We start from the raw sequence: 20,444 nt of genomic DNA, 5'->3' as shown, positions 1-20,444 counted from the left end.
ATTGGCATATACCCCTCTTGGCTGGCTGGCTTGGGTATCTGCCATTATGGATTAGCCAATTCTTCCGATTACATCTCAACATTTAGCGGAAACTAGAGGGGAAAGACTGACGTATTTCTAACTCAGCAGAATGGGCCATCATTTATGGATGATGGCTAGACCTTCAACGCTTCAAAATTTGGGAGGTTGGTAAATGGTTAAGAGGACCAGAACACCTCATATCTGAATCAATGGCAATCCACAGGTACGTTCGGCTCGACTCATTCGATGGCCTAGCCAAAGTGCTTCAACGGCTTATAAGCCCTCTGAGTTCTCTTAGCATTTTGTAACCTTGGCCCGATCGCAGTACAGTAAAGAGGTAAAAATACTTATTTAATCGGCATTTAGAAGCGTTAATAGTATGAAGCACTTAAGTATGAGAAATATTGCCCTAACCGCTACCGTTACGGCTTCGTTGGTGGCTTCGTTCCCTCTCGTTGCAGCCAGTAATAGCGCTGACCTCACGCCTAATCCTGAACATCTCCAGCAGCTACTCGCCACCAAAACCTGTGATGGATGTAATTTACAGGGTGCTGATTTAAAAGACCGAAATCTTAAAGGGGCTAACTTGCAAGGGGCTAACTTACAAGGGGCCAACCTGCAAGGAGCCGATCTGGATGATGCCAATTTAGAGAGTGCGAATCTGCACGCAGCGAATTTGCAGAAAGCGACCCTCCGTCGAGCCAGTCTGATTACGACGCTGAAACAAGCGACTAATTTGCAAGACGCCAATTTAGCGAAGGCGACCTTGACCAAGGCTAAACTCAAGGGGGTTGACCTGCGTCGAGCCAATCTGGTCGAGGCGATTTTAGAGGATGTCGATTTTAGCGTGGCTGTGGTTGAGACCACTCAGGGAAATCGTCGTGTCTACTTTAGTGATCTCAGAGCGGCTAACTTCAGTAAAAGCAACCTGAGAAATGCAACGCTGAACCAAGTGTATTTAGAAGATGCCAATCTCAGTCAGGCCAATATGAAGGGGGCTAGTCTAAAGCAGGCCCAGCTCAAATACACCAACCTCAATGGCGCCAAATTGAACAACGCCGATTTGCGCAAAGCTTCATTGGAAAGTGTAAATTTGAGCAGTGCCGATTTAAGTAGTGCGCATCTAGGCAAAATTGCCATGACCGATGTCAATTTGAGGGATGCTAATCTCAGTAATGCTGATTTGAGTGGGGCCAGACTGTGCAAGATGGATATCCCTGCCTCGGTCCAGCCCTACTCAGGCTGCTAAACCTATGGCTGAGCGGTGCCTTCTGGTAAGGTTGCGCCCGTGAGGATGGCATCTGTGAGCTTGACGTTCTTGAGGTTGGCACCGCTTAAGTCCGCATCCTGCAAGTTAGCGCCGCTCAGGTCGGCCCCTTGCAGGTTGGCACCCGATAAGTTGGCTGAAAATAGATCGGCCCCATTCAGCTTGGCCCCTTTAAGGTTGGCTTCTCCTAAATTGACCCCGCGCAGTTTGGCTTGTTGCAATTGAGCCCCTTTGAGGTTGGCTGCACTCATCCGACTACTACGCAGGTCGGCCCCAATCAGGTTTGCTCCCCTTAAATCAGCTTGGCTCAAATCGGTCACGCTCAAGTTGGTCGTTTGCAAATTGGCATCGGACATTTTGGCTTGAATCAGTTTTGCGCCGGTGAGATTGGCTGCATTGAGGTTGGTGTTCTCTAACCTAGAGAAAATTAAATTCGCACCCTGCAAGTTGGTGACGCTTAAATCCATGCCGTTGAAGTTGGCTCTGGATAAGTCACAGCGAATGCATCTGCGGGTATTCAATAGCTCTTGAATATGTTGGGGGAGTTCGGCACGGGCGGGCAGTGCGATCGCAGCCACACCAGCGGCCAAAATTAAATGTTTATAGTTCATGGGATTAATCGGATAGTTTTTCAGGTTTGTCTTCAATAAAGCCTCGGGCAGGTCCTAAATCCCAGCGTTTACGGCTTTTGGCCACCGTGACCCAATAATTAAAACGATCGCGCACGGTACCGAAGGAATAGACCAGACAGGTTTGGGTGGGACAGTGGAAGGAAAATTCCCCTTTCTTTTGCGTCGAAGTGGTTTTGTAGCCCTCTTTGTCGGTAATTTGGGGCAAGAATTGCTGATCGAGCTGTGTAAATAGGGTCCAAGCCTCAACGGGCTTTTCCAGGGTTAACCGAGCCCGAGTCAAGTTTAATTGCGCTTGGCGTAGCTCAGTGGTCAATTTAGTGGCAAGGGCGTTGCAATCGTTCTGGGGATAGCAGGGAATGTAGTGAATGACATTATCTTCCAGAGGGGCATCGCTATCATTAAACACAGCATATTGATAGCCCGCGATCTTACCGGCTGCTTGTGCGGGGGCAGCGATCGCAAAAGTGCCTAACAAGAGACCTGTGATCACATATTGTTTGTTCATCTTCATCTAATGAATTTTTTATTAACGATATGTTTACTTTCTGTAATCTTTGCAGTTTTTGGGGTTCCTGTCACGATACTGGCGACAGATCCTGATCAAGAATGAAGTTAGAAAGCAGGATACGCGCGCACAAGCTCTGTACATCGGCATGGCAAAGTTCCGATTTTTGATTCGATACCGGATGATGGTATTGCTTGCGATCGCAGCGCTCGTGATTGCCCTAGCAATCCTCTGGAAACAACCTCACTGGGTGATCGATCGCTTATCGGCCGTTATCTGCCCCGGTGCCGTTTACTATGTGCCCATGGAGCAACCCGTGGTGGCGCTGACGATAGATGACGGCCCTGATGATCAGCAGATCGGAGCGGCTAACACGACTCAAAAAATCCTAGATGTCCTCGCCCAACATCAGACTAAAGCAACTTTTTTCTTGATTAGTAGTAGGGTATTGCCCCAGAACCAACATTTAATCGCCATGATGCGGCGTCAAGGTCATGAGTTGGGCAATCATCTTACGGTTGATGAACCGAGTATCAATCTCTCTCTGCCTGAGTTCACCTCTGCCTTGCAAACCGCAGAACAGCAGATCCAGGCAGCAGCAGATAGTAATATCTCTCTGCGGTGGATGCGTCCAGGCAGTGGCCGATGCAACCCAGAGATGGCCCAGATTGCTCAGCAACAAGGCTATAAAATTGCCCTAGGCTCGCTATGGCCCTACGACACCACCTTGCCCTCGTCTAAGTTTGCCGTGCAACAAATTTTGGCCAATGTCCAACCCGGTAGCATTATTGTTCTGCACGATTATGGCCCTAATGGAGACTGGGGAAACCGCACGGTTGAAACGCTCACCCAACTTTTACCTCAGCTCAAACAGAAAGGATACTCGGTGGTTACGCTATCGGAATTGCTCAAGTGAGAAGAGATGACAAACTGATAGGTCCAAGCTCTATGGTCTTACTCAGTCTGTAGGACTGGATTCTTGACTTTGACCGCTGTCTCTTCCGGCTTATCTGATATGGGAAACGCCAGAATGTCTTTTATATCTGGATTCTCGACCAGTCCTTGCAAGCGATGGAGCTGATTATCTGTAATAGCAATACCCACTTGAGCTTGGACGTATTCTTATTGGTTCGCTCAATTTAAACCAAGCCGCTACATACGGTTGCAATTTAAGGGAGTCGCGCTTACCCAAAAATACTACCGAAAAATTCTACGGCCTCTTTGAGGGACGTAATAAACGTGTCAATCTCTGTGCGAGTATTGTAGAAATAGAGACTGGCTCTGGCCGTAGACGGCACTTTCAGATGCCGATGTAAAGGCTGAGTACAGTGATGTCCGGCCCGTATCGCTACCCCCGCTTGATCCAAAAGCGTTGAGAGATCATGGGGATGCACATCCCCTGCGGTAAAGGCAGCCAATGCCGCTCGACCTGTTCCATCTGTATTGGGCTGAGGACCATAGATCTGCACCTCAGGAATCTCCCGCAGTCGCTTAAACAGGTAAGCCGTTAACTCTGCTTCATAGGCATGAATCTTATCCATACCAATTTGGCTTAAGTAATCAACTGCTGCCCCTAGGCCCACCGCTTCACCAATAGCAGGGGTGCCCGCCTCAAACTTATGGGGTAAATCCGCATAGGTGGCATGGTCTAGGAAGACATCGGCAATCATTTCACCGCCACCCAAGAAAGGGGGCATACTGCGGAGCAAATCCAGCTTGCCATAGAGGAAGCCAATGCCCGTAGGGGCGCACATTTTATGGCCAGACGCTACTAGCCAATCGCAGTCCATCTTTTGGACATCGATAGGCATATGGGGGACGCTCTGGCAGGCGTCGATCAGCACTTTGGCATTGTATTGGTGTGCGATCGCAACAATCTCTTCCACCGGATTTACACAGCCCAAGGTATTGGAGACATGCACCACACTCACCAGCTTGGTGCGGTCATTCACCAGGGTTTTAAACTGCTCTAAATCAAAGGCTTGGTCCTCATCCAGCTCCACAAACTTGAGTACCGCTCCGGTTTTCTGGGCCACCCACTGCCAGGGAATCAAATTACTGTGATGTTCCATCACCGTCAGGATGACTTCATCGCCAGCCTTGAGGTTATTCATTCCCCAGCTATAGGCCACCAGGTTAATCCCTTCACTGGCATTGCGGGTATAGACAATCTCTTGCCGAGACGCTGCATTGACAAAGGCAGCCACCTTATCCCGTGCCCCTTCATAGGCATCCGTGGCCCGGCTACTAAGGGTATGGACCCCACGGTGGACATTGGCATTATCCTGCTCGTAATAAGCCTGCAGTGCCTCCAAGACAGCAGTCGGTTTCTGAGAGGTGGCCGCACTATCCAAATAGACCAAGGGACTTTCCTGAATTTGCTGGTGCAAAATGGGAAAGTCAGGACGAACCTGAAGGGCTAGAGACTTTTCTTGGATGGCAATCATAGGTGCAGAATCACGAATCTAACGTATTTGGGACAACACAGCGTTCAGCAAAGTCTGGCGCTGCTCAGCAATGGGCAATTGATCAATAATTTCCGCCGCAAACCCTTCCACCAGCAAATCGCAAGCGCTATTGCGGTCTAACCCCCGGCTTTGTAGATAAAAGACTTCTTCATCGTCAAGCTGACTGACCGTGGCCCCGTGGGCGCACTTAACGTCATCGGCAATAATTTCTAGCTGGGGTTTGGTATCCACCCGCGCCTTAGCCGATAGCAGCAAATTGCGGCTCAGCTGGCTAGCATTGGTCTGCTGGGCCAACTTGGGCACAAACACTCGGCCATTAAACACCGCCCGAGCGCGATTATCGACAATGCACTTATGCAATTGCTGAGCTGTACAGTGGGGACCGGTAAAGGATAGATCAGAATGGGTGTCGGCTACCTGCTGATCCACCGCTAGGGTCAATCCATTGAGGGTGGTATCCGTCTGTTCCGCCGTAGGCACCACCACGGGGTTATGGCGGGACATCTGTCCCCCCAGACTCAAACTAGTCAGAGCATAGCGACTATCACGATCCTGGGACACTGATGTCATACCGATATGAAAGGCTGCTTTAGCATCCCGCTGAATTCGGTAGTGGTGAAGCTGAGCATTTTGCCCCAAGCCCACTTCCGTCACCGCGTTCGTAAAGTAAGACGCTGTTTTGACCGCTGCATATTCTTCAATCAAGGTAGCCGCGCTATTGGCTTCAGCTATCACCAGCCCCCGAGGTGAGGTGATTATCGGTGTATCCCCTGTGGTCAAGTACAACAGATGGATGGGGGCTTCAATCACCTGATTTTTGGCAATGCGTAAGACGGCAACATCGGCAAAGCTAGCGGTGTTTAGAGCCGTAAAGACTTCTGACATTCCCGGCTGCTGTCCTAGCTCAGGTAGGTTGCCTGCATCCGCTAGGGTACTGACGCTTAACCCCGTAGGCAAATTATCGATGGCCGATAAATTAGGGGCAAACCAGCCATTCACAAAGACCAGCCGCACAGGAGCCTCTGCCAAGATAAAGGCGTCAATCTCTTCTAGGGTCAGCGATGCAGTAGTAGGTGCGGTAAAAGCCGTTTTGTACAGACCTGATAGATCTGTAAATCGCCAGTTCTCATCTCGATTACTGGGCAGGCACCGCTCTTGGACGATACTGAGGGCACTCTCTCGTATTTTTTCCAGTCCCTTCGGCTTGGGACGTTGGGCCAGGAGATGGGTTAAATAGGCTTGCCGATCCTGGGCTGCTGAGGAGCTAGGTGCGACGGCTTCAGGGTTTACTTCTACGGTCATTAGACTGCCACCTCAGCCACATCTTCTGCTTTCACCCAGTCATAGCCTTTGGCTTCCAGCTCTTGGGCCAGTTCCTTGCCACCCGTGGTCAAGATTTTGCCTTCGGCCATCACATGCACAAAGTCAGGGACGATATAGTCCAGCAAGCGCTGATAGTGGGTAATCATCAGGGTGGCGTTTTCGGGCTTAGCCAATTGGTTGACGCCATTGGCGACAATCTTCAGGGCATCAATATCTAGGCCAGAATCCGTTTCATCTAGGATGGCTAAAGTCGGTTCTAGCAGGGCCATCTGCAAGATCTCATTGCGCTTCTTTTCCCCACCAGAAAAGCCTTCATTGACGCTGCGATCTAAGAAGGCTGGGTCCATTTTGACCACGTCTAAGCGTTCCCGCACCAAATCATCAAAATCAAAAGCGTCTAGCTCTTCTAGACCTTCATGCTGGCGCTTGGAATTAAAGGACACCCGCAGAAAGTCCAAATTGCTCACCCCAGGAATTTCCAAGGGATATTGAAAAGCCAGAAACACACCGGAGCGGGACCGTTCTTCTGGTTCTAGTTCCAGTAGGTTCTGCCCCTTATAAATGACCTCGCCGCCAGTCACTGTATAGGCGGGATGTCCAGCTAAGACCTTAGAAAAGGTACTTTTTCCCGATCCATTCGGACCCATAATGGCATGGATTTCTCCTGCCTTGATTTCGAGATTTAACCCCTTCAGAATGGGCGTTCCATCCACATCTGCCGTCAAATTACGGACCGACAGAATCACGTCGCTATTGTCAATAATCACGCCTGAACCTCTAACTGCGTCTAACGTCTAGTACTGCTTTGGTGGGAAACCTTATCCCACACTTCCTTCTAACTTCAGGCTTAAAAGCCGATCGGCTTCTACGGCAAATTCCATCGGCAGTTGATTAAACACATCCTGACAGAAGCCGCTAATCATCATCGACACGGCATCTTCTACGGAAATCCCCCGCTGGGCAAAGTAGAAGAGTTGGTCTTCTCCAATCTTGGAGGTGGAAGCTTCATGCTCCACTTTCGTTTGGTTATTTTGCACCTGGATATAGGGGAAGGTATTGGCCTCGGCATCACTGCCAATCAGCATGGAATCACACTGGGAGTAATTGCGAGAGCCATCGGCCTTAGGCCCCATCCGCACCAAACCGCGATAGCTATTTTGAGAGCGGCCTGCGGAAATGCCCTTGGAGATAATCGTGCTGCGGGTGTTTTTGCCCACATGGATCATCTTGGTGCCCGTATCGGCCTGCTGCAGATTGTTGGTCAAGGCCACGGAGTAGAACTCACCCACGGAGTTATCCCCCACCAACACACAGCTGGGATATTTCCAGGTGATAGCCGATCCGGTTTCTACTTGGGTCCAAGAGATCTTGGAGTTCTTACCAGCACAGAGACCCCGCTTGGTCACAAAGTTATAAATCCCACCGTTGCCATTTTCATCCCCTGCAAACCAGTTCTGGACCGTGGAATATTTAATGTCGGCATCATCCAGGGCGACCAGTTCCACCACGGCTGCGTGGAGCTGATTGGTATCAAACATGGGGGCGGTGCAGCCTTCTAAGTAGCTGACTTGACTGCCCTCTTCCGCAATAATTAGGGTGCGCTCAAACTGGCCTGCCCCTTCGGTATTAATCCGAAAATAAGTGGACAGCTCCATGGGGCACTTAACGCCTTTCGGAATATAGACAAAAGAGCCATCGCTAAACACTGCCGCATTCAGAGCCGAGAAGAAATTGTCGTTAATGGGAACGACGCTTCCCAGATATTTTTCGACAAGGTCAGGATAGTCGTGGAGGGCCTCGGAAATGGAGCAGAAAATCACCCCTACCTTGGCCAAATCTTTGCGAAAGGTGGTGGCCACAGAGACACTATCAAACACCGCATCCACAGCCACATTACTGAGTCGCTTTTGCTCTGATAAGGGAATGCCCAGTTTATCGAAGGTTTCGAGCAGCGCTGGATCCACATCATCCAAACTCTTTTTCTTCTCTTGCTCTTTAGGAGCGGAGTAGTAGGTGATGTCCTGGTAATTAATGGCCGGATAGTCCACATGGGGCCAAGTGGGCTCTTTCATCTTGAGCCACTGGCGATAGGCCTTGAGCCGAAACTCCAGCATAAAAGCCGGTTCTTCCTTTTTGGCCGAGATCAAGCGAATCACGTCTTCGCTCAGTCCCTTAGGAATGGTTTCAACTTCAATATCCGTGACAAAGCCGTATTTATAGGGTTGATTAACCAGATTCTCAACGGATGCGGTCATGGGGGGTGTTCTCTCAGAGCAAGTGGCGCGCGTGTATAATCAAAAAACAACACGTGTGTTGTTCAATCTCATCATAGAGTACTTTAACAACATTTATGTTGTCAAAGTCGGGAGAAATTGTTGTAATAGGTTAAACCGCTCCTTGGGATTGGCCCTTCAAAAACCAATGTTGATTTCTGCTTGGACATCTCAATTGTGAACACCACTTCTTCCACAAAACAAGATATCCTTCAGCATTTGCTCAAGCAGGGTCAAGCCAATACCCACGAGCTAGCGGAGCAGCTCCAGGTAACGCCTCAAGCAATTCGTCGCCATCTTAAGGACTTAGAATCAGAAGGACTCATTTTATTTGAGAGCGTTCATGCCGGGACTGGACGCCCCCAGCATATGTATCAGTTGAGTCGGGCAGGGCGAGATCGCTTCCCGGATCACCACGATACCTTTGCGATCGATTTACTCGATACCCTCTCAGAAACCGTGGGTCAGGACCAAATGCGGGTGATTCTCCGCAAACAGTGGGAGCGTAAAGCCCTGGAATATCAACAAAAATTAGGCCCAGGTACCCTAGCAGAACGGGTGGCCAAACTGGTCAAACTGCGAGAAGCCGAAGGCTATATGGCCGAATACTACCCCATTCCCGAAGATACTGACCCTATGAAAGCGACGCGGTTTATTCTCACGGAATATAACTGCGCGATTTCCCAGGTGGCTGAGACCTTTCCAAGCGTGTGTGACAATGAGCTGGAAATGTTTGCCATTGCCCTGAAAGATTGCCAGGTGGAACGCACCCACTGGCTCGTCAATGGTGAACATCGCTGTGGATACTTGATTGAAGCAGATTAGTGCAGTCTATTGCACCTAAAATTTGTTTTCACACCTATTAATTCATACCTCAACAATGGCAGAACTTCCCCAATCCTTGAGTGGCCTGCTCACCCTCGAAGAAAATGCCCAAATCGACCAAACGCTACTTCCCACACGAGAGCGATTCTCGATTCGACTAACGGTTTACTGTTGGCGATACTTGCAGCAACTGAGTGAAAAACTGCAAACTCCGATTGAATCCCTAAAGTCCGAACAAATCCATGAGTGGGTTGCGAAAGATACCCAATTGCAAGAGGGGCAACATGTGGATGCTGACTTTATGGATTGGTTTAGTCATCTGGTGACCTCATCCCTGAAGCCCTTGGATGCGATCGCACAACAACACCAAGTTCCTATCCATGACTTGACATTTGATAAAGTCATTCATTGGTATGTGCAATCCTTCGGCTAAGAAAGGGTTGCCTATCGATTGTTCAATTGAGTCTGTCCTATGAACCCGACTTTAGCCTTGATTGCGCTTCAACCTGTGGATCTGCTATGGGCACTAGGGTTAATGGCAATCGCCGTGGGCCTCTCTATTTGGCAACAACTCGATTTGACCTGGAGCTTATTGTTAGCAACAGGGCGAACGATTTTGCAGCTGATGATCATGGGCTATCTGCTGTGGTTTATTTTTGACTGGAAACATCCAGGGGCGATTTTGGCCTTGGTGGCCGGAATGTTGACCGTTGCGAGTATTGAATCTCGCAACCGCATTGGCAAGAATATCCCTTATCTGATCGCCTGGTTGTGGGGATCAATTTTTATCAGTACGGTGCTAACCCTCAGCTATACGACGGTGTTTATCTTGCAGCCTGACAATTGGTTTGACCCCCAATATTTGATTCCCTTAGCTGGGATTGTGATGGGAAATGCCATGAATGGGGCTGCGATCGCAGGGGAACGTCTGGTTAAAAGCCTCAAAGCCAATCGAAATGAAATTGAAACCCACCTCTGTTTAGGCGCCTCGCCTCAGCAAGCGATCGCCCAATATCGTCGAGAGGCCATTCGAGCCGGACTCATTCCCACTATCAATGCCATGATGGTCGTCGGCCTGGTCAAACTTCCAGGCATTATTACGGGGCAACTGCTCAGCGGAGTCAACCCACAGGAAGCAGCCTCTTATCAAATTTTGATTATGTTTATGCTGGCCTTTGCGACCCTTATTACCACGCTATTAATTGCCCAAGGCATATACCGCCAGTTTTTTAACTCCTCTGCCCAACTGACCCTTCCCTAACGCCCAACTGGGCCACAATCGTGAGGAATATGGCTACTCAGCTTTGGTTTCCAAGCCCAAGTCAAACAATATTTCCCGCACACCAGGAATGGTCTTGATTTGAGTCACGACATCACGGGCTACATCAATATCTTGGACATCACCATAGATCTGGACTGACCCACTGGCAACTGCCACAAAAATGTCGCTATTAATCTCTGATTTGATCGTGGATTTAATCTGGGTGTCGCTCAATCGTTCACTGTCAGCCTGAAACTGCACATATTCCAACCCTCGATAGCGAAGTTTGGTGGGATCAAGTTTGAGGCTTTCGTCAAAAACCCGCTGTCGCTGATCCAAGGCACTATCAGCGGCTCCCATGGCTGCCAACTGGGGCAGCGCGGAAACGCTATTGCCACATATTAAACAAATGAGGCCAGCTAGAAACACTGAACGGACGAAGCTCTGAGGCTTGAAGGGGGACAATCCTATCAAGATCAGAGTCATGGCTGTTAAGAGGAAAAATACTGAATACATGGGTTGGTATGGGTCCGCTGCAGATTAAGTAAATAAGTGTCTGTCGACTGAATGAATTTTGAATTCACGCTTTGTTCTCAGCGATCATCCCATCAACTCGCAGATCTTAACTATTACTCTGCAAATGAAATTTAGCAACACTATGAATCCCAAAACTGGCAAGCATTAGGGCATAGAAAAATTGGGGCATAGAAAATAGGTTGCATTGGCCCCAGGCGGTCCTCTTTAGCGAAGGTGACTATCGACTCCAAGATGAAGCCGCACTGCTCAACGGGGCCATACGTCAGAACATCGCTAACCCAACTTTTTGTCGCTTACTCCCCCATTGACCTTACGGCGTCGCTGCGATCTGCTCAAGAATAAGCTGGGCGAAGCGCTCTGTGCTGTTAGGGACGGCCAAGCTAAGGGCTTTCGCTGCCATTTCTTCCAGAAGTTGGGGATTTTGCAACCACTGAAGGACCATCTGCTGCAGTTGTTCTGCAGTGAGTTCATCCTGACGATACATCTGGGCGGCCCCCGCTTTCACAAACGCAGCCGCATTGAAGGCTTGATGGTCTTCCGCCGCATAGGGATAGGGAATTAAAAGGGCAGGAGTGGCTGCGATCGCAAGTTCACTCAAAGTACCTGCACCAGCCCGACTAATGGCCAAATTGGCGCGCTGCAACAAACCAGCCATATTGTCGTAGAAGGGCATCGACAGATACTGCGGATGCTGGAAGGATTGGGCATCGGGATCTTGCGTTCCGGTTAAATGAACAATCCAAGCGCCGGTTTCTAGCCATGCTGGCGCACAGGCCCGCACCAGTTTATTGACTGAGACTGCGCCCTGACTACCACCGGCCACCACCATCAGCAGCGCCTCCTTCGGGATCGGTAAATCCAGTTCACAGGGAGCAAGGAAGGCAGGGCGGACAGGGGTCCCCACAACCACCGTTTTGGCCTTAGGTAAGTATGACGTGGCGTCTTCTAACCCCAACCCCACCCCCGTACAGATGGAACTCAGCCACCGCGTTACCTTGCCAGGAATCGCATTCGATTCATGAATGACTCGCGGCAACCCTAAGGACCAAGCTGCCAAAATGGCAGGCGCGGCGATATAGCCGCCTGTGGTGAGCACGCCCTGAAAATGCCCTCGCTTCAGCAGTTGGCGAGTTTGCCAAACTGCAACCGCTAATTTACCCAGGAGAATTGGTGTTTTTGGCCCAATTCGAGTTTGTAGCCCTTCAATGGGCACCGTACGTAATGGATATTTCTGGGGGACCAGCTGGGTTTCTAAGCGATTGCTCACCCCCAGCCACTCCAACTGAAACTGCGCTGCTTCTAGACGTTCGGCAACGGCCAGCGCCGGGAATAAATGTCCACCTGTGCCGCTAGCCGCGATGAGAAAACGCTTGGGCGGTGTCATGGCAACCGATTCGGAATGACTCACTGTTGCGATCCTTATGGGTGTTGAGAATTCTAGCGTTTTCGCCCTCAATTTGAAAGTTAATCTAGAATTGAGATGCTGCTTTCAGGAAAATGTGGCAAAACTAACTATCAGTGATGCTGCCCCTCATACAGGTTCAGGGTTCAAGCCCTACCCGAAAGAGTGAATTGGTTCTTGTCATTACATACCATCATTCCATGTACAACTCTATCCGCATTTTGCAATCCATTGCCCCAACTGGCCATCAGGGGAGGACTGTTCGCCAGTCTTGGGGACGATTGGGCTTGGGCGTATCCACGGCCTGTCTTTGCTCTCTAGCGATGGGAGCCTGGCCTCAGTCCGCTAAGGCCGAAAGCGTGGCACCTGCCCCTGCCCAGGATGCGCAGATAGAGACGGCCCCCCAGGCTCCTGCTGCTTTGACAGAGCAGTTAGCGCAGGTTGATATGGCGGCAAACCAACAGGATCTGGCCAAACTGATCGGCTTCTATAGTCCCAATTTCGCCAGTGGCGATGGTCTGACCCGGGCGACCCTTAAACAGGTGGTAGCCCAGTTTTGGGAAGACTATCAAGATCTGTCCTACAAGACTGAATTAGTGGCGTGGGAAAAAAATACCCAAGGCTATGTTGTGGAGACCAAAACCACCATCACGGGTACCCAAACCCTGGCTCAAGGGCCAGTGAAATTGCAATCAACTCTTCATTCTCGCCAACATTGGGTTGGGCAGCAGATTACCAAGCAGGAGATTCTATCCGAACAAAGCAAACTCACTTCAGGTCGGAAACCACCTAAGGTGCAGATTAATTTGCCTCAGGAAGTCGAGGTGGGTAAGCAATTTGAATTTGATGTGATTGTGGATGAGCCGCTGGGGAATAACCCTCTTTTAGGGCTAGCTCTGGAAGAACCGATCACGATGAAAAACTATTTAAATCAGCCTAAACTCAAGCTAGAATTGCTGCCTGCAGGAGGCTTGTTCAAAGTGGGGACTGCAGGGAATAAACCCACGAGCGAATGGATTTCTGCCATTTTGGTGCAAGATGGTGGCATGACTATTATTAGTCAACGACTGAACGTGATTCCCAAGAACCAATCGACCAAACAGTCACGCAAGTAAGAAAGGGCGTTTATGGATCCAAAACGGTTTAGAGCGGCGCTTACCTCTTCTTCTCCCGTTAGCAACGAATCAGAGCCTGAACCCGAGTCGCCTCGCGTTGCCGAGGTGCAACTTCACCTCGAAGCAGAGGATGGCAAATTGTTGCTCTACTTACCAACTCCGAGTGAAACAAGGTTGGAATGGGTAGACTTACTGCAAGAAGTCCAGAAGCAATTGGAGTCAGGCCAGCGACTTTGGCCGCCTAATACCCTGGTTGAACTCGTGACCGGTGATCGCCTCCTCGATCATCGGCAACTACAGCAGATCGTTAATGCGTTAACGACGGTGAAGCTGCATCTCACCCGGCTGCATACCAAACGTCGGCAAACAGCCGTGGCGGCAGCGACCTCAGGCTACTCCATTGAGCAGCAAGCTCAAATCTTGCCCATGGCCCAGTCCACCATTGCTCAATTCAAGCTGGATGCCGAAGAAAAAGACGCTGCACCTTTATATCTCCAAACGACCCTACGATCAGGCGCTGAGATTCGCCACCCTGGTACGGTTGTCATTCAGGGGGATTTGAATCCCGGCAGTTCAGTGGTGGCAGATGGCGATATTTTAGTTTGGGGCCGACTCCGAGGTATCACCCATGCAGGGGCCAGCGGCAATGCCAAAAGCCAGATTATGGCGTTGCAGATGGAGCCCACTCAATTAAGGATTGCAGACTGGGTGGCCCGAGCCCCAGAATCGCTCCCCGATCAGTTCTATCCTGAGGTGGCTTACATTGCCACTGATGGAATTCAAATTGCCCCAGCGGCAGACTTTAGCAAAAATATGATCCAACCCTAGCGAAGTTGCGAAATTGATCTAAACTATTAATCATTTGCTTGGCTGAATTGACGAAAGTTGTAGCGCTCTCTGTTATATGGGTCGAATTATTGTTATTACATCTGGCAAAGGTGGGGTGGGCAAGACCACCTGTTCAGCCAATCTAGGAATGGCACTGGCGAAGCTAAACCATTCTGTGGCGCTCATTGATGCTGACTTTGGATTGCGCAATCTTGATTTGCTGTTGGGCTTAGAAAATCGTGTGGTTTATACGGCCCTGGAAGTGCTGGCGGGCCAATGCCGTTTAGAGCAAGCCTTGGTCAAGGATAAGCGTCTCCACGATTTAGTGCTGCTGCCGGCGGCCCAAAACCGGAACAAGGATGCAGTGACACCAGAGCAGATGAAGCAGCTGGCGTATGCGTTGACGAAAAAGTATGACTTTGTCTTAATCGATTGCCCAGCGGGCATTGAGATGGGATTTCAGAATGCGATCGCAGCTGCTGACGAAGCCTTGATCGTTACAACCCCTGAGATTTCTGCAGTTCGAGATGCCGACCGTGTGGTGGGTTTATTAGAGGCTCACCATGTTAAAACCATCAACCTGATTGTCAACCGCATCCGACCCGCGATGGTGCAAGCGAACGACATGATGTCCGTTCAGGATGTGCAGGAAATTCTTGCTGTTCCCTTAATTGGGATGATTCCTGATGATGAACAGGTGATTGTAGCCACCAACCGTGGTGAACCCCTCGTGCTCTCCGATAACTTTTCCTTGAGCGGCATGGCATTGCTGAATATCGCTCAACGCATTGAAGGCAAAGATATCGATTTCTTAGACCTAGATGCGCCCTACGATACCCTATTCTCCCGGCTTAAACGTTTCTTTAAAAGGTAATCTATCATTTTTATATATCCTCCCCATCGGCCACCGGCATTATGCTGTAGCCATTTCCCCTAACTGTGGACGTTCCTGCTGAAATTCTATGATTAGTGATTTTCTCGAGCGATTGTTTCTGGGCCAAGAGCCGACAACCAGTCGTGATGACGTCAAAAGCCGACTCAAAATTGTCCTAGCCCATGATCGAGCAAACCTGCCGCCAGACTTGATGGAAGCGATGCGCCAGGAAATTTTGGAAGTGGTCTCTCGCTATGTGGAAATCGATACAGAAGGGTTGAACTTTAGTTTAGAATCCGATCAGCGAGCCACGGCTCTGATTGCAAACTTACCCATTCGTCGGATCAAATTTGAGCCAGATGCCCCCTCTTCGGCGTCTGAAAGGTCTATGCCCTCGCAAACAGCGCGATTGCCTGATGCGCAATTGGATTCTCCAGGGACTACTGATGTCGGTTCACAGCCTCCCCCTGATATTGATCTGTCTTTGTAAGCAGGGTGGCTGTGGATGACAGATAGGGTCGTCCCGTCTCTCTACAGAAGTGTTTTAGTGGCCATCCCTTAGACCGCTACCTCGCCTCAAACGATTGCTTCAAGTGTTATGGGACTCGAACCGTATAAGCAGTCTCTCCGACGCTGATCAATAACCATCAGCATTCCTCTCGAATTGCTGCGTTGCCGTAAAGGCTGCACGGGTTATTGGGGGCAATGCTGGGGTTGAACAGGAACTCAGGCGAAGAAAAAGCAGGAAATTCTCTCTCGTTGACACGATATTTGATATAAATGGGCCTAAGCGATACTCAATGCCTTGACGCGCCCTTCTCTTAACCTGTCGTATTAGTAAACGATGGACGTTTCAGCCCTCTATAATCTGGACATAAACTCTTTGGTGGTTGCTGCTCATGGGGTCTCCCAAACAGGCGATAAATCGTTATAAGGAAAAATCCTTGCAGCATCTCCCAGGACGGGTCAGCCGATCGATTCGCTGGCTCTCTCCTGGATTATCGATTAAGCGCTGGTTATTTTTAAGTGCGATTGGGGTGATCTTAACCAGTTTGGGATTAGCCATTCTGGTCAGACTGACCCCTATTTTCTATGTGATTCAGTTTCTAGAATCTGCATTGAGATTCTTTGCCAGATTGCTCCCCAGAGAGGTAAGTGGTCCCTTAGCTATTGTGGTGGGGGCATTCCTAGTGTGGTGGGGACAAACACGCACCTTAGGATCGATTACCGAAGTATTAATTCCAGACAGTCAAGATGAAGTGGTAGATCGGCTCTTGGTCCATCGCCGCCTTAACCGTGGCCCCAAAATCGTGGTTGTGGGCGGGGGGACGGGTTTATCGACCCTGCTCCGAGGCCTCAAGTCCTATAGTGCCAATATTACTGCCATTGTTACTGTCGCTGATGATGGGGGCTCATCTGGACGCTTAAGACGGGAAATTGGGGGTCTCCCCCCTGGCGATATCCGCAACTGTATCGCCGCCTTAGCTGATCAAGAGAAATTGATTACGGCGCTCTTTCAATATCGGTTTAAAGCGGGAGATGGCCTGGCAGGGCATAGCTTTGGCAACTTATTTCTCACGGCTATGAGCGACATTGCCGACGGCTGGGAACAAGCCATTGCCGCCAGCTCTCAAGTTTTAGCCGTTCGCGGTCAGGTCTTACCCGCCACCCTCAGTGATGTCAGTCTTTGGGCCGACTTAGAAGATGGCCGTTGTATCCAAGGCGAATCCAATATCACGGCTGCAGGGGGGAAAATTCAGCGGGTGGGCTGTACACCTAATGCCCCTCCTGCTTTACCCAAAGCCATTCAAGCGATTATTGACGCCGATCTGATTATTTTGGGACCAGGAAGTCTGTATACCAGTGTGGTTCCCAACCTCCTCGTGCCAGAAATTGTGGAGGCCATTGCCCAGCGTACGGTCCCCCGCATTTATGTCTGCAACATCATGAGTCAACCGGGAGAAACCGATGGCTATACCGTTGCCGATCACGTCAAAGCCTTGGATTCTGCCTGCGGCAAACGGGTCTTTGATGCCGTTCTGGTGCAAAAGAAACTGCCGTCTTCGATGGCCCTAGCCCGCTATATGCAAGAAAATGCCCATCCCATTGTCATTGACCGAGAAGTACTGATGCGCCTGGGGTGCCGTGTCATCTTAGCCAATGTTATGGATGAAGACCCCAGTACCAAGTTTGTTCGCCACAGTCCTGAACGCCTGGCACGAGTTCTCTTGCGCTGGTACGGGCGAGTCAACCACATCGAACATCCGACTCATACTTAGCACGGGCAAAAAGCTGAAAAATTGTACGGTTTCATCTATTCAATTGGGCCGTCATTCTTTACACTTATTTAATGATCCCGGTCTATGACCATTATCCCGTCTGCCCTTCCTAACGAAAATTTATGACTCTTGGTTATCTTGCTCTGGTCCTGCATGCCCACCTTCCGTTTGTTCGCCACCCTGAAAGTGATTTCGTTCTGGAGGAAGAATGGCTATTTGAAGCCATTACTGAAACCTATATCCCTCTTCTACAGGTCTTTTCAGGTTTAAAACGGGATGGAATCGACTTCAAAATAACGATGAGTATGACGCCACCCTTGGTGTCTATGCTTCAGGATCCACTCCTACAAGATCGATATGATGAGCACTTAGCCAAGTTAGAGGAGCTGGCCACGTTAGAGGTGGAACGCAATGTCCACAACAGCCATATTCGCTACCTGGCCGAACATTATGTGAACGAATTCCATACCGTGCGAGAGGTATGGGAGAACTATGATCGGGATTTGATCTCCGCCTTCAAACAGTTTCTAGACACCAACAACCTAGAAATCATTACCTGTGGGGCAACTCACGGCTATTTGCCGTTGATGAAAATGTACCCCCAAGCGGTATGGGCACAATTGCAGGTCGCTTGTGAACATTACGAAGAAACCTTTGGTCGTCCGCCCAAGGGAATTTGGCTGCCAGAATGTGCCTATTTTGAAGGATTAGAGCGGATGTTAGCGGATGCGGGCCTCCGCTATTTCCTGATGGATGGCCATGGATTACTCTATGCCCGGCCTCGACCTCGGTTTGGCACCTATTCACCTATCTTCACGGAAACAGGGGTCGCGGCCTTTGGTCGTGATCATGAATCGTCCCAACAGGTTTGGTCATCGGAAGTGGGCTATCCGGGAGCCCCTGAATATCGGGAGTTCTACAAAGATTTAGGCTGGGAAGCTGAGTATGAATATATCAAGCCCTACATTATGCCGAATGGTCAGCGCAAAAACGTGGGGATTAAGTATCACAAAATTACAGGACGAGGTGGGGGACTTTCGGATAAGGCCCTTTATGATCCCTATTGGGCGCGGGAAAAGGCTGCAGAACATGCCCATAACTTTATGTTTAACCGGGAGCAGCAAATCCGGCATTTAGAAGGGATGATGCATCGTCCTCCCATTGTGGTTTCCCCCTATGATGCGGAGCTGTACGGCCACTGGTGGTATGAGGGTCCTTGGTTTATTGACTATTTATTCCGCAAGTCTTGGCATGACCAACAGACCTATGAAATGACTCACTTGGCAGACTATTTAAAGGCGCAACCGAACCAACAGGTCTGTCGTCCGTCTCAGTCGAGTTGGGGCTATAAAGGATTTCACGAATATTGGCTCAATGAAACCAACGCCTGGGTTTACCCCCACTTACATAAGGCGGCAGAGCGAATGATCGAAATTGCCAAACTAGAGCCTGCGGATGAGTTGCAGTGGCGAGCGTTGAATCAAGCTGCCCGTGAACTGTTGCTGGCACAGTCTTCGGATTGGGCCTTTATTATGCGAACGGGCACCATGGTTCCCTATGCGGTGCGGCGGACGCGATCGCATATTGCTCGGTTCCAACATCTCTATGAAGGGATTAAGCAGCAGAAAATTGATAGTGGTTGGTTAGAGAAAGTCGAAATCATGGATAACATCTTCCCCAATCTCAACTATCGGGTTTATCGTCCCCTCTAGAATTCGCGGTTGGCGAAAATGATGATGGAAATGGCCAGGAGCAACACAATATAGACCAGCCCATACACGACATTCATGGCCAGTTCGGGGGGAGGGACAGTGATTACATGTACTGCCTGATTCTTCAGATCAAGGCGGGAGAGATCGGGGAAGATCAGATAGATTCCCTTGGCAATCTGTTGTAGGCTTTTGGCTTCGATCGATTCGCTGAGGGCCAGTAGATTTTGGCTAAAGTGGCCCATAAAATAGACGGCAAAGGTGAGAACGGTCCCCATGAGCGAACTGGTAAACGCGCCAAAGAGAATGGAGACCGCTGCGATCAAGGCCATCTCCAAAATCAAAAAGCCGTTACTCAGCAAAATATTATTCAGGTTGTAGCTAAACTGTTGCCAACTCAGCACACTCACCAAAATCGTCGTCATAATCGCGATTAGAAGGGCAAGGACACCAGACAACCCTAGATGTTTTCCCAAAACGAATTCGGAGCGGCTGAGGGGTTTGGCAATCAAAATTAAAGCGGTCCGTTTTTCCACTTCTTTGTTGATTAATCCGCCTCCTTCGAAGGCCGCAACCGCTAAGGTCAAAATGCTGATACTGGCCAAACCGACATCTACGCTGATCTTGCCCTCTGTCCCTGCCGAGACTTCACCTAAAAACAAAATGATTAACACCAGGCCGATCGCATATAAACCCGCCAGGTATAAGACGCGATCGCGAAAAATATCTCGAAAGACGTTGGAGGCAATCACTGCAATTCGTTGAGGATTCATAGCTAGCAACACCACGCTTCATCACCAGACATGCTCATTGAGCTTACTATCATGTATAGTACCCAGCTAGTCTCAGGAAATTTTCCTTTTTCCCCTCAAATATGTCTTCTCCCACTCCTTCTGCGTCCCCCGCTGCCCTGCCGATCCGCCTCAGTATTTCCCCTCTGATTCAAATCAGCCTATGGCTGTTTTATTTAGCGCTCGTCACTCCGTTACCCGTTTTGGCCCATTTTAATCAAGTCGGTACCATCACCTTAGGCGATTTCTGGGAAAGAACTCACGGACTAAATTGGCTTGATGAGGATGTCCCATTTAGGTAATTGAGGATTTCTTTCCAATCGTTTCTCAATCC

Annotated in this window: 22 protein-coding genes; 12 read left to right on the top strand and 10 right to left on the bottom strand. The window is 49.7% G+C overall.

Annotated features, from left to right (window positions below; all coding sequences use genetic code 11):
- Positions 1–400 precede the first annotated feature (400 nt).
- Positions 401–1,270 carry a pentapeptide repeat-containing protein gene (locus Q0986_RS21075; RefSeq protein ID WP_299415365.1) on the top strand — a complete coding sequence of 290 codons (870 nt, stop codon included), beginning with the start codon at positions 401–403 and terminating at the stop codon, positions 1,268–1,270.
- A 2-nt stretch (positions 1,271–1,272) separates the two neighbouring features.
- Here the strand turns inward: Q0986_RS21075 and Q0986_RS21070 are convergent, their stop codons facing one another.
- Both Q0986_RS21070 and Q0986_RS21065 read right to left on the bottom strand, forming a co-directional pair.
- Complete coding sequence (locus Q0986_RS21070) at positions 1,273–1,899, bottom strand: pentapeptide repeat-containing protein (protein ID WP_299415361.1); 627 nt, start codon at positions 1,897–1,899, stop codon at positions 1,273–1,275.
- Positions 1,900–1,903: 4 nt separating this feature from the next.
- Positions 1,904–2,431, bottom strand: a complete 528-nt coding sequence (locus tag Q0986_RS21065) for a hypothetical protein (protein ID WP_299415358.1) — start codon at positions 2,429–2,431, stop codon at positions 1,904–1,906.
- A gap of 142 nt (positions 2,432–2,573) precedes the next feature.
- On the opposite strand from Q0986_RS21065, the gene Q0986_RS21060 reads away from it, so the two are divergent.
- Complete coding sequence (locus Q0986_RS21060) at positions 2,574–3,341, top strand: polysaccharide deacetylase family protein (protein ID WP_299415354.1); 768 nt, start codon at positions 2,574–2,576, stop codon at positions 3,339–3,341.
- 38 nt (positions 3,342–3,379) lie between these two features.
- Here the strand turns inward: Q0986_RS21060 and Q0986_RS21055 are convergent, their stop codons facing one another.
- The 5 genes from Q0986_RS21055 to sufB all read right to left on the bottom strand — a co-directional run bounded on the left by Q0986_RS21055 (position 3,380) and on the right by sufB (position 8,471).
- Positions 3,380–3,529: a hypothetical protein gene (locus Q0986_RS21055; protein ID WP_299415351.1), complete on the bottom strand. Its 150-nt coding sequence runs from the start codon at positions 3,527–3,529 to the stop codon at positions 3,380–3,382.
- Between the two features lie 80 nt (positions 3,530–3,609).
- Complete coding sequence (locus Q0986_RS21050) at positions 3,610–4,872, bottom strand: SufS family cysteine desulfurase (RefSeq protein WP_299415346.1); 1,263 nt, start codon at positions 4,870–4,872, stop codon at positions 3,610–3,612.
- A gap of 18 nt (positions 4,873–4,890) precedes the next feature.
- Positions 4,891–6,195: a Fe-S cluster assembly protein SufD gene (gene sufD / locus Q0986_RS21045; protein WP_299415341.1), complete on the bottom strand. Its 1,305-nt coding sequence runs from the start codon at positions 6,193–6,195 to the stop codon at positions 4,891–4,893.
- Positions 6,195–6,983, bottom strand: a complete 789-nt coding sequence (gene sufC / locus Q0986_RS21040) for a Fe-S cluster assembly ATPase SufC (RefSeq protein WP_010480921.1) — start codon at positions 6,981–6,983, stop codon at positions 6,195–6,197. The genes sufD and sufC overlap by 1 nt, the downstream gene beginning before the upstream one ends.
- A 51-nt stretch (positions 6,984–7,034) precedes the next feature.
- Positions 7,035–8,471: a Fe-S cluster assembly protein SufB gene (sufB, locus tag Q0986_RS21035; protein ID WP_299415338.1), complete on the bottom strand. Its 1,437-nt coding sequence runs from the start codon at positions 8,469–8,471 to the stop codon at positions 7,035–7,037.
- Positions 8,472–8,666: 195 nt separating this feature from the next.
- On the opposite strand from sufB, the gene sufR reads away from it, so the two are divergent.
- From sufR to fetB, 3 genes are read left to right on the top strand one after another with little or no spacing between them, the layout of a single operon-like run.
- Complete coding sequence (gene sufR, locus Q0986_RS21030) at positions 8,667–9,314, top strand: iron-sulfur cluster biosynthesis transcriptional regulator SufR (RefSeq protein ID WP_299415335.1); 648 nt, start codon at positions 8,667–8,669, stop codon at positions 9,312–9,314.
- Between the two features lie 55 nt (positions 9,315–9,369).
- A complete protein-coding gene (locus Q0986_RS21025; RefSeq protein WP_299415331.1) occupies positions 9,370–9,747 on the top strand; it encodes a hypothetical protein in 378 nt (125 codons plus the stop codon).
- A 39-nt stretch (positions 9,748–9,786) separates the two neighbouring features.
- A complete protein-coding gene (fetB, locus tag Q0986_RS21020; protein WP_299415327.1) occupies positions 9,787–10,575 on the top strand; it encodes an iron export ABC transporter permease subunit FetB in 789 nt (262 codons plus the stop codon).
- Between the two features lie 33 nt (positions 10,576–10,608).
- Here the strand turns inward: fetB and Q0986_RS21015 are convergent, their stop codons facing one another.
- Both Q0986_RS21015 and murG read right to left on the bottom strand, forming a co-directional pair.
- Positions 10,609–11,061 carry a hypothetical protein gene (locus Q0986_RS21015; protein WP_299415324.1) on the bottom strand — a complete coding sequence of 151 codons (453 nt, stop codon included), beginning with the start codon at positions 11,059–11,061 and terminating at the stop codon, positions 10,609–10,611.
- Between the two features lie 361 nt (positions 11,062–11,422).
- On the bottom strand, positions 11,423–12,520 hold the full coding sequence (murG, locus tag Q0986_RS21010) for an undecaprenyldiphospho-muramoylpentapeptide beta-N-acetylglucosaminyltransferase (protein ID WP_299415321.1): 1,098 nt from the start codon (positions 12,518–12,520) through the stop codon (positions 11,423–11,425).
- A gap of 194 nt (positions 12,521–12,714) precedes the next feature.
- On the opposite strand from murG, the gene Q0986_RS21005 reads away from it, so the two are divergent.
- The 6 genes from Q0986_RS21005 to Q0986_RS20980 all read left to right on the top strand — a co-directional run bounded on the left by Q0986_RS21005 (position 12,715) and on the right by Q0986_RS20980 (position 19,322).
- Entirely contained in the window at positions 12,715–13,629 is a 915-nt protein-coding gene (locus tag Q0986_RS21005) for a nuclear transport factor 2 family protein (protein ID WP_299415316.1), read from the top strand.
- A 12-nt stretch (positions 13,630–13,641) separates the two neighbouring features.
- Complete coding sequence (gene minC, locus Q0986_RS21000) at positions 13,642–14,457, top strand: septum site-determining protein MinC (RefSeq protein WP_299415313.1); 816 nt, start codon at positions 13,642–13,644, stop codon at positions 14,455–14,457.
- 76 nt (positions 14,458–14,533) lie between these two features.
- A complete protein-coding gene (gene minD / locus Q0986_RS20995) occupies positions 14,534–15,331 on the top strand; it encodes a septum site-determining protein MinD (protein WP_299415310.1) in 798 nt (265 codons plus the stop codon).
- Positions 15,332–15,419: 88 nt separating this feature from the next.
- Positions 15,420–15,821 carry a cell division topological specificity factor MinE gene (gene minE / locus Q0986_RS23095; protein ID WP_366918647.1) on the top strand — a complete coding sequence of 134 codons (402 nt, stop codon included), beginning with the start codon at positions 15,420–15,422 and terminating at the stop codon, positions 15,819–15,821.
- Between the two features lie 403 nt (positions 15,822–16,224).
- Positions 16,225–17,610 carry a gluconeogenesis factor YvcK family protein gene (locus tag Q0986_RS20985; protein WP_299415369.1) on the top strand — a complete coding sequence of 462 codons (1,386 nt, stop codon included), beginning with the start codon at positions 16,225–16,227 and terminating at the stop codon, positions 17,608–17,610.
- A 122-nt stretch (positions 17,611–17,732) separates the two neighbouring features.
- Complete coding sequence (locus tag Q0986_RS20980; RefSeq protein WP_299415307.1) at positions 17,733–19,322, top strand: glycoside hydrolase family 57 protein; 1,590 nt, start codon at positions 17,733–17,735, stop codon at positions 19,320–19,322.
- Here Q0986_RS20980 and Q0986_RS20975 read toward each other — a convergent pair.
- Positions 19,319–20,092 carry an ABC transporter permease gene (locus Q0986_RS20975; protein ID WP_299415304.1) on the bottom strand — a complete coding sequence of 258 codons (774 nt, stop codon included), beginning with the start codon at positions 20,090–20,092 and terminating at the stop codon, positions 19,319–19,321. The two genes, Q0986_RS20980 and Q0986_RS20975, sit on opposite strands and share 4 nt — an antisense overlap.
- A 101-nt stretch (positions 20,093–20,193) precedes the next feature.
- Here Q0986_RS20975 and Q0986_RS20970 point away from each other — a divergent pair, with 101 nt between their 5' ends.
- Entirely contained in the window at positions 20,194–20,412 is a 219-nt protein-coding gene (locus Q0986_RS20970) for a hypothetical protein (RefSeq protein WP_299415301.1), read from the top strand.
- The last annotated feature ends 32 nt before the right edge of the window (positions 20,413–20,444 follow it).

Origin of the sequence: Acaryochloris sp. IP29b_bin.148 (assembly GCF_028285565.1) — a bacterium.
Taxonomy (GTDB): Bacteria; Cyanobacteriota; Cyanobacteriia; order Thermosynechococcales; family Thermosynechococcaceae; genus Acaryochloris.
This window is presented reverse-complemented; position numbering and strand designations above follow the sequence as displayed.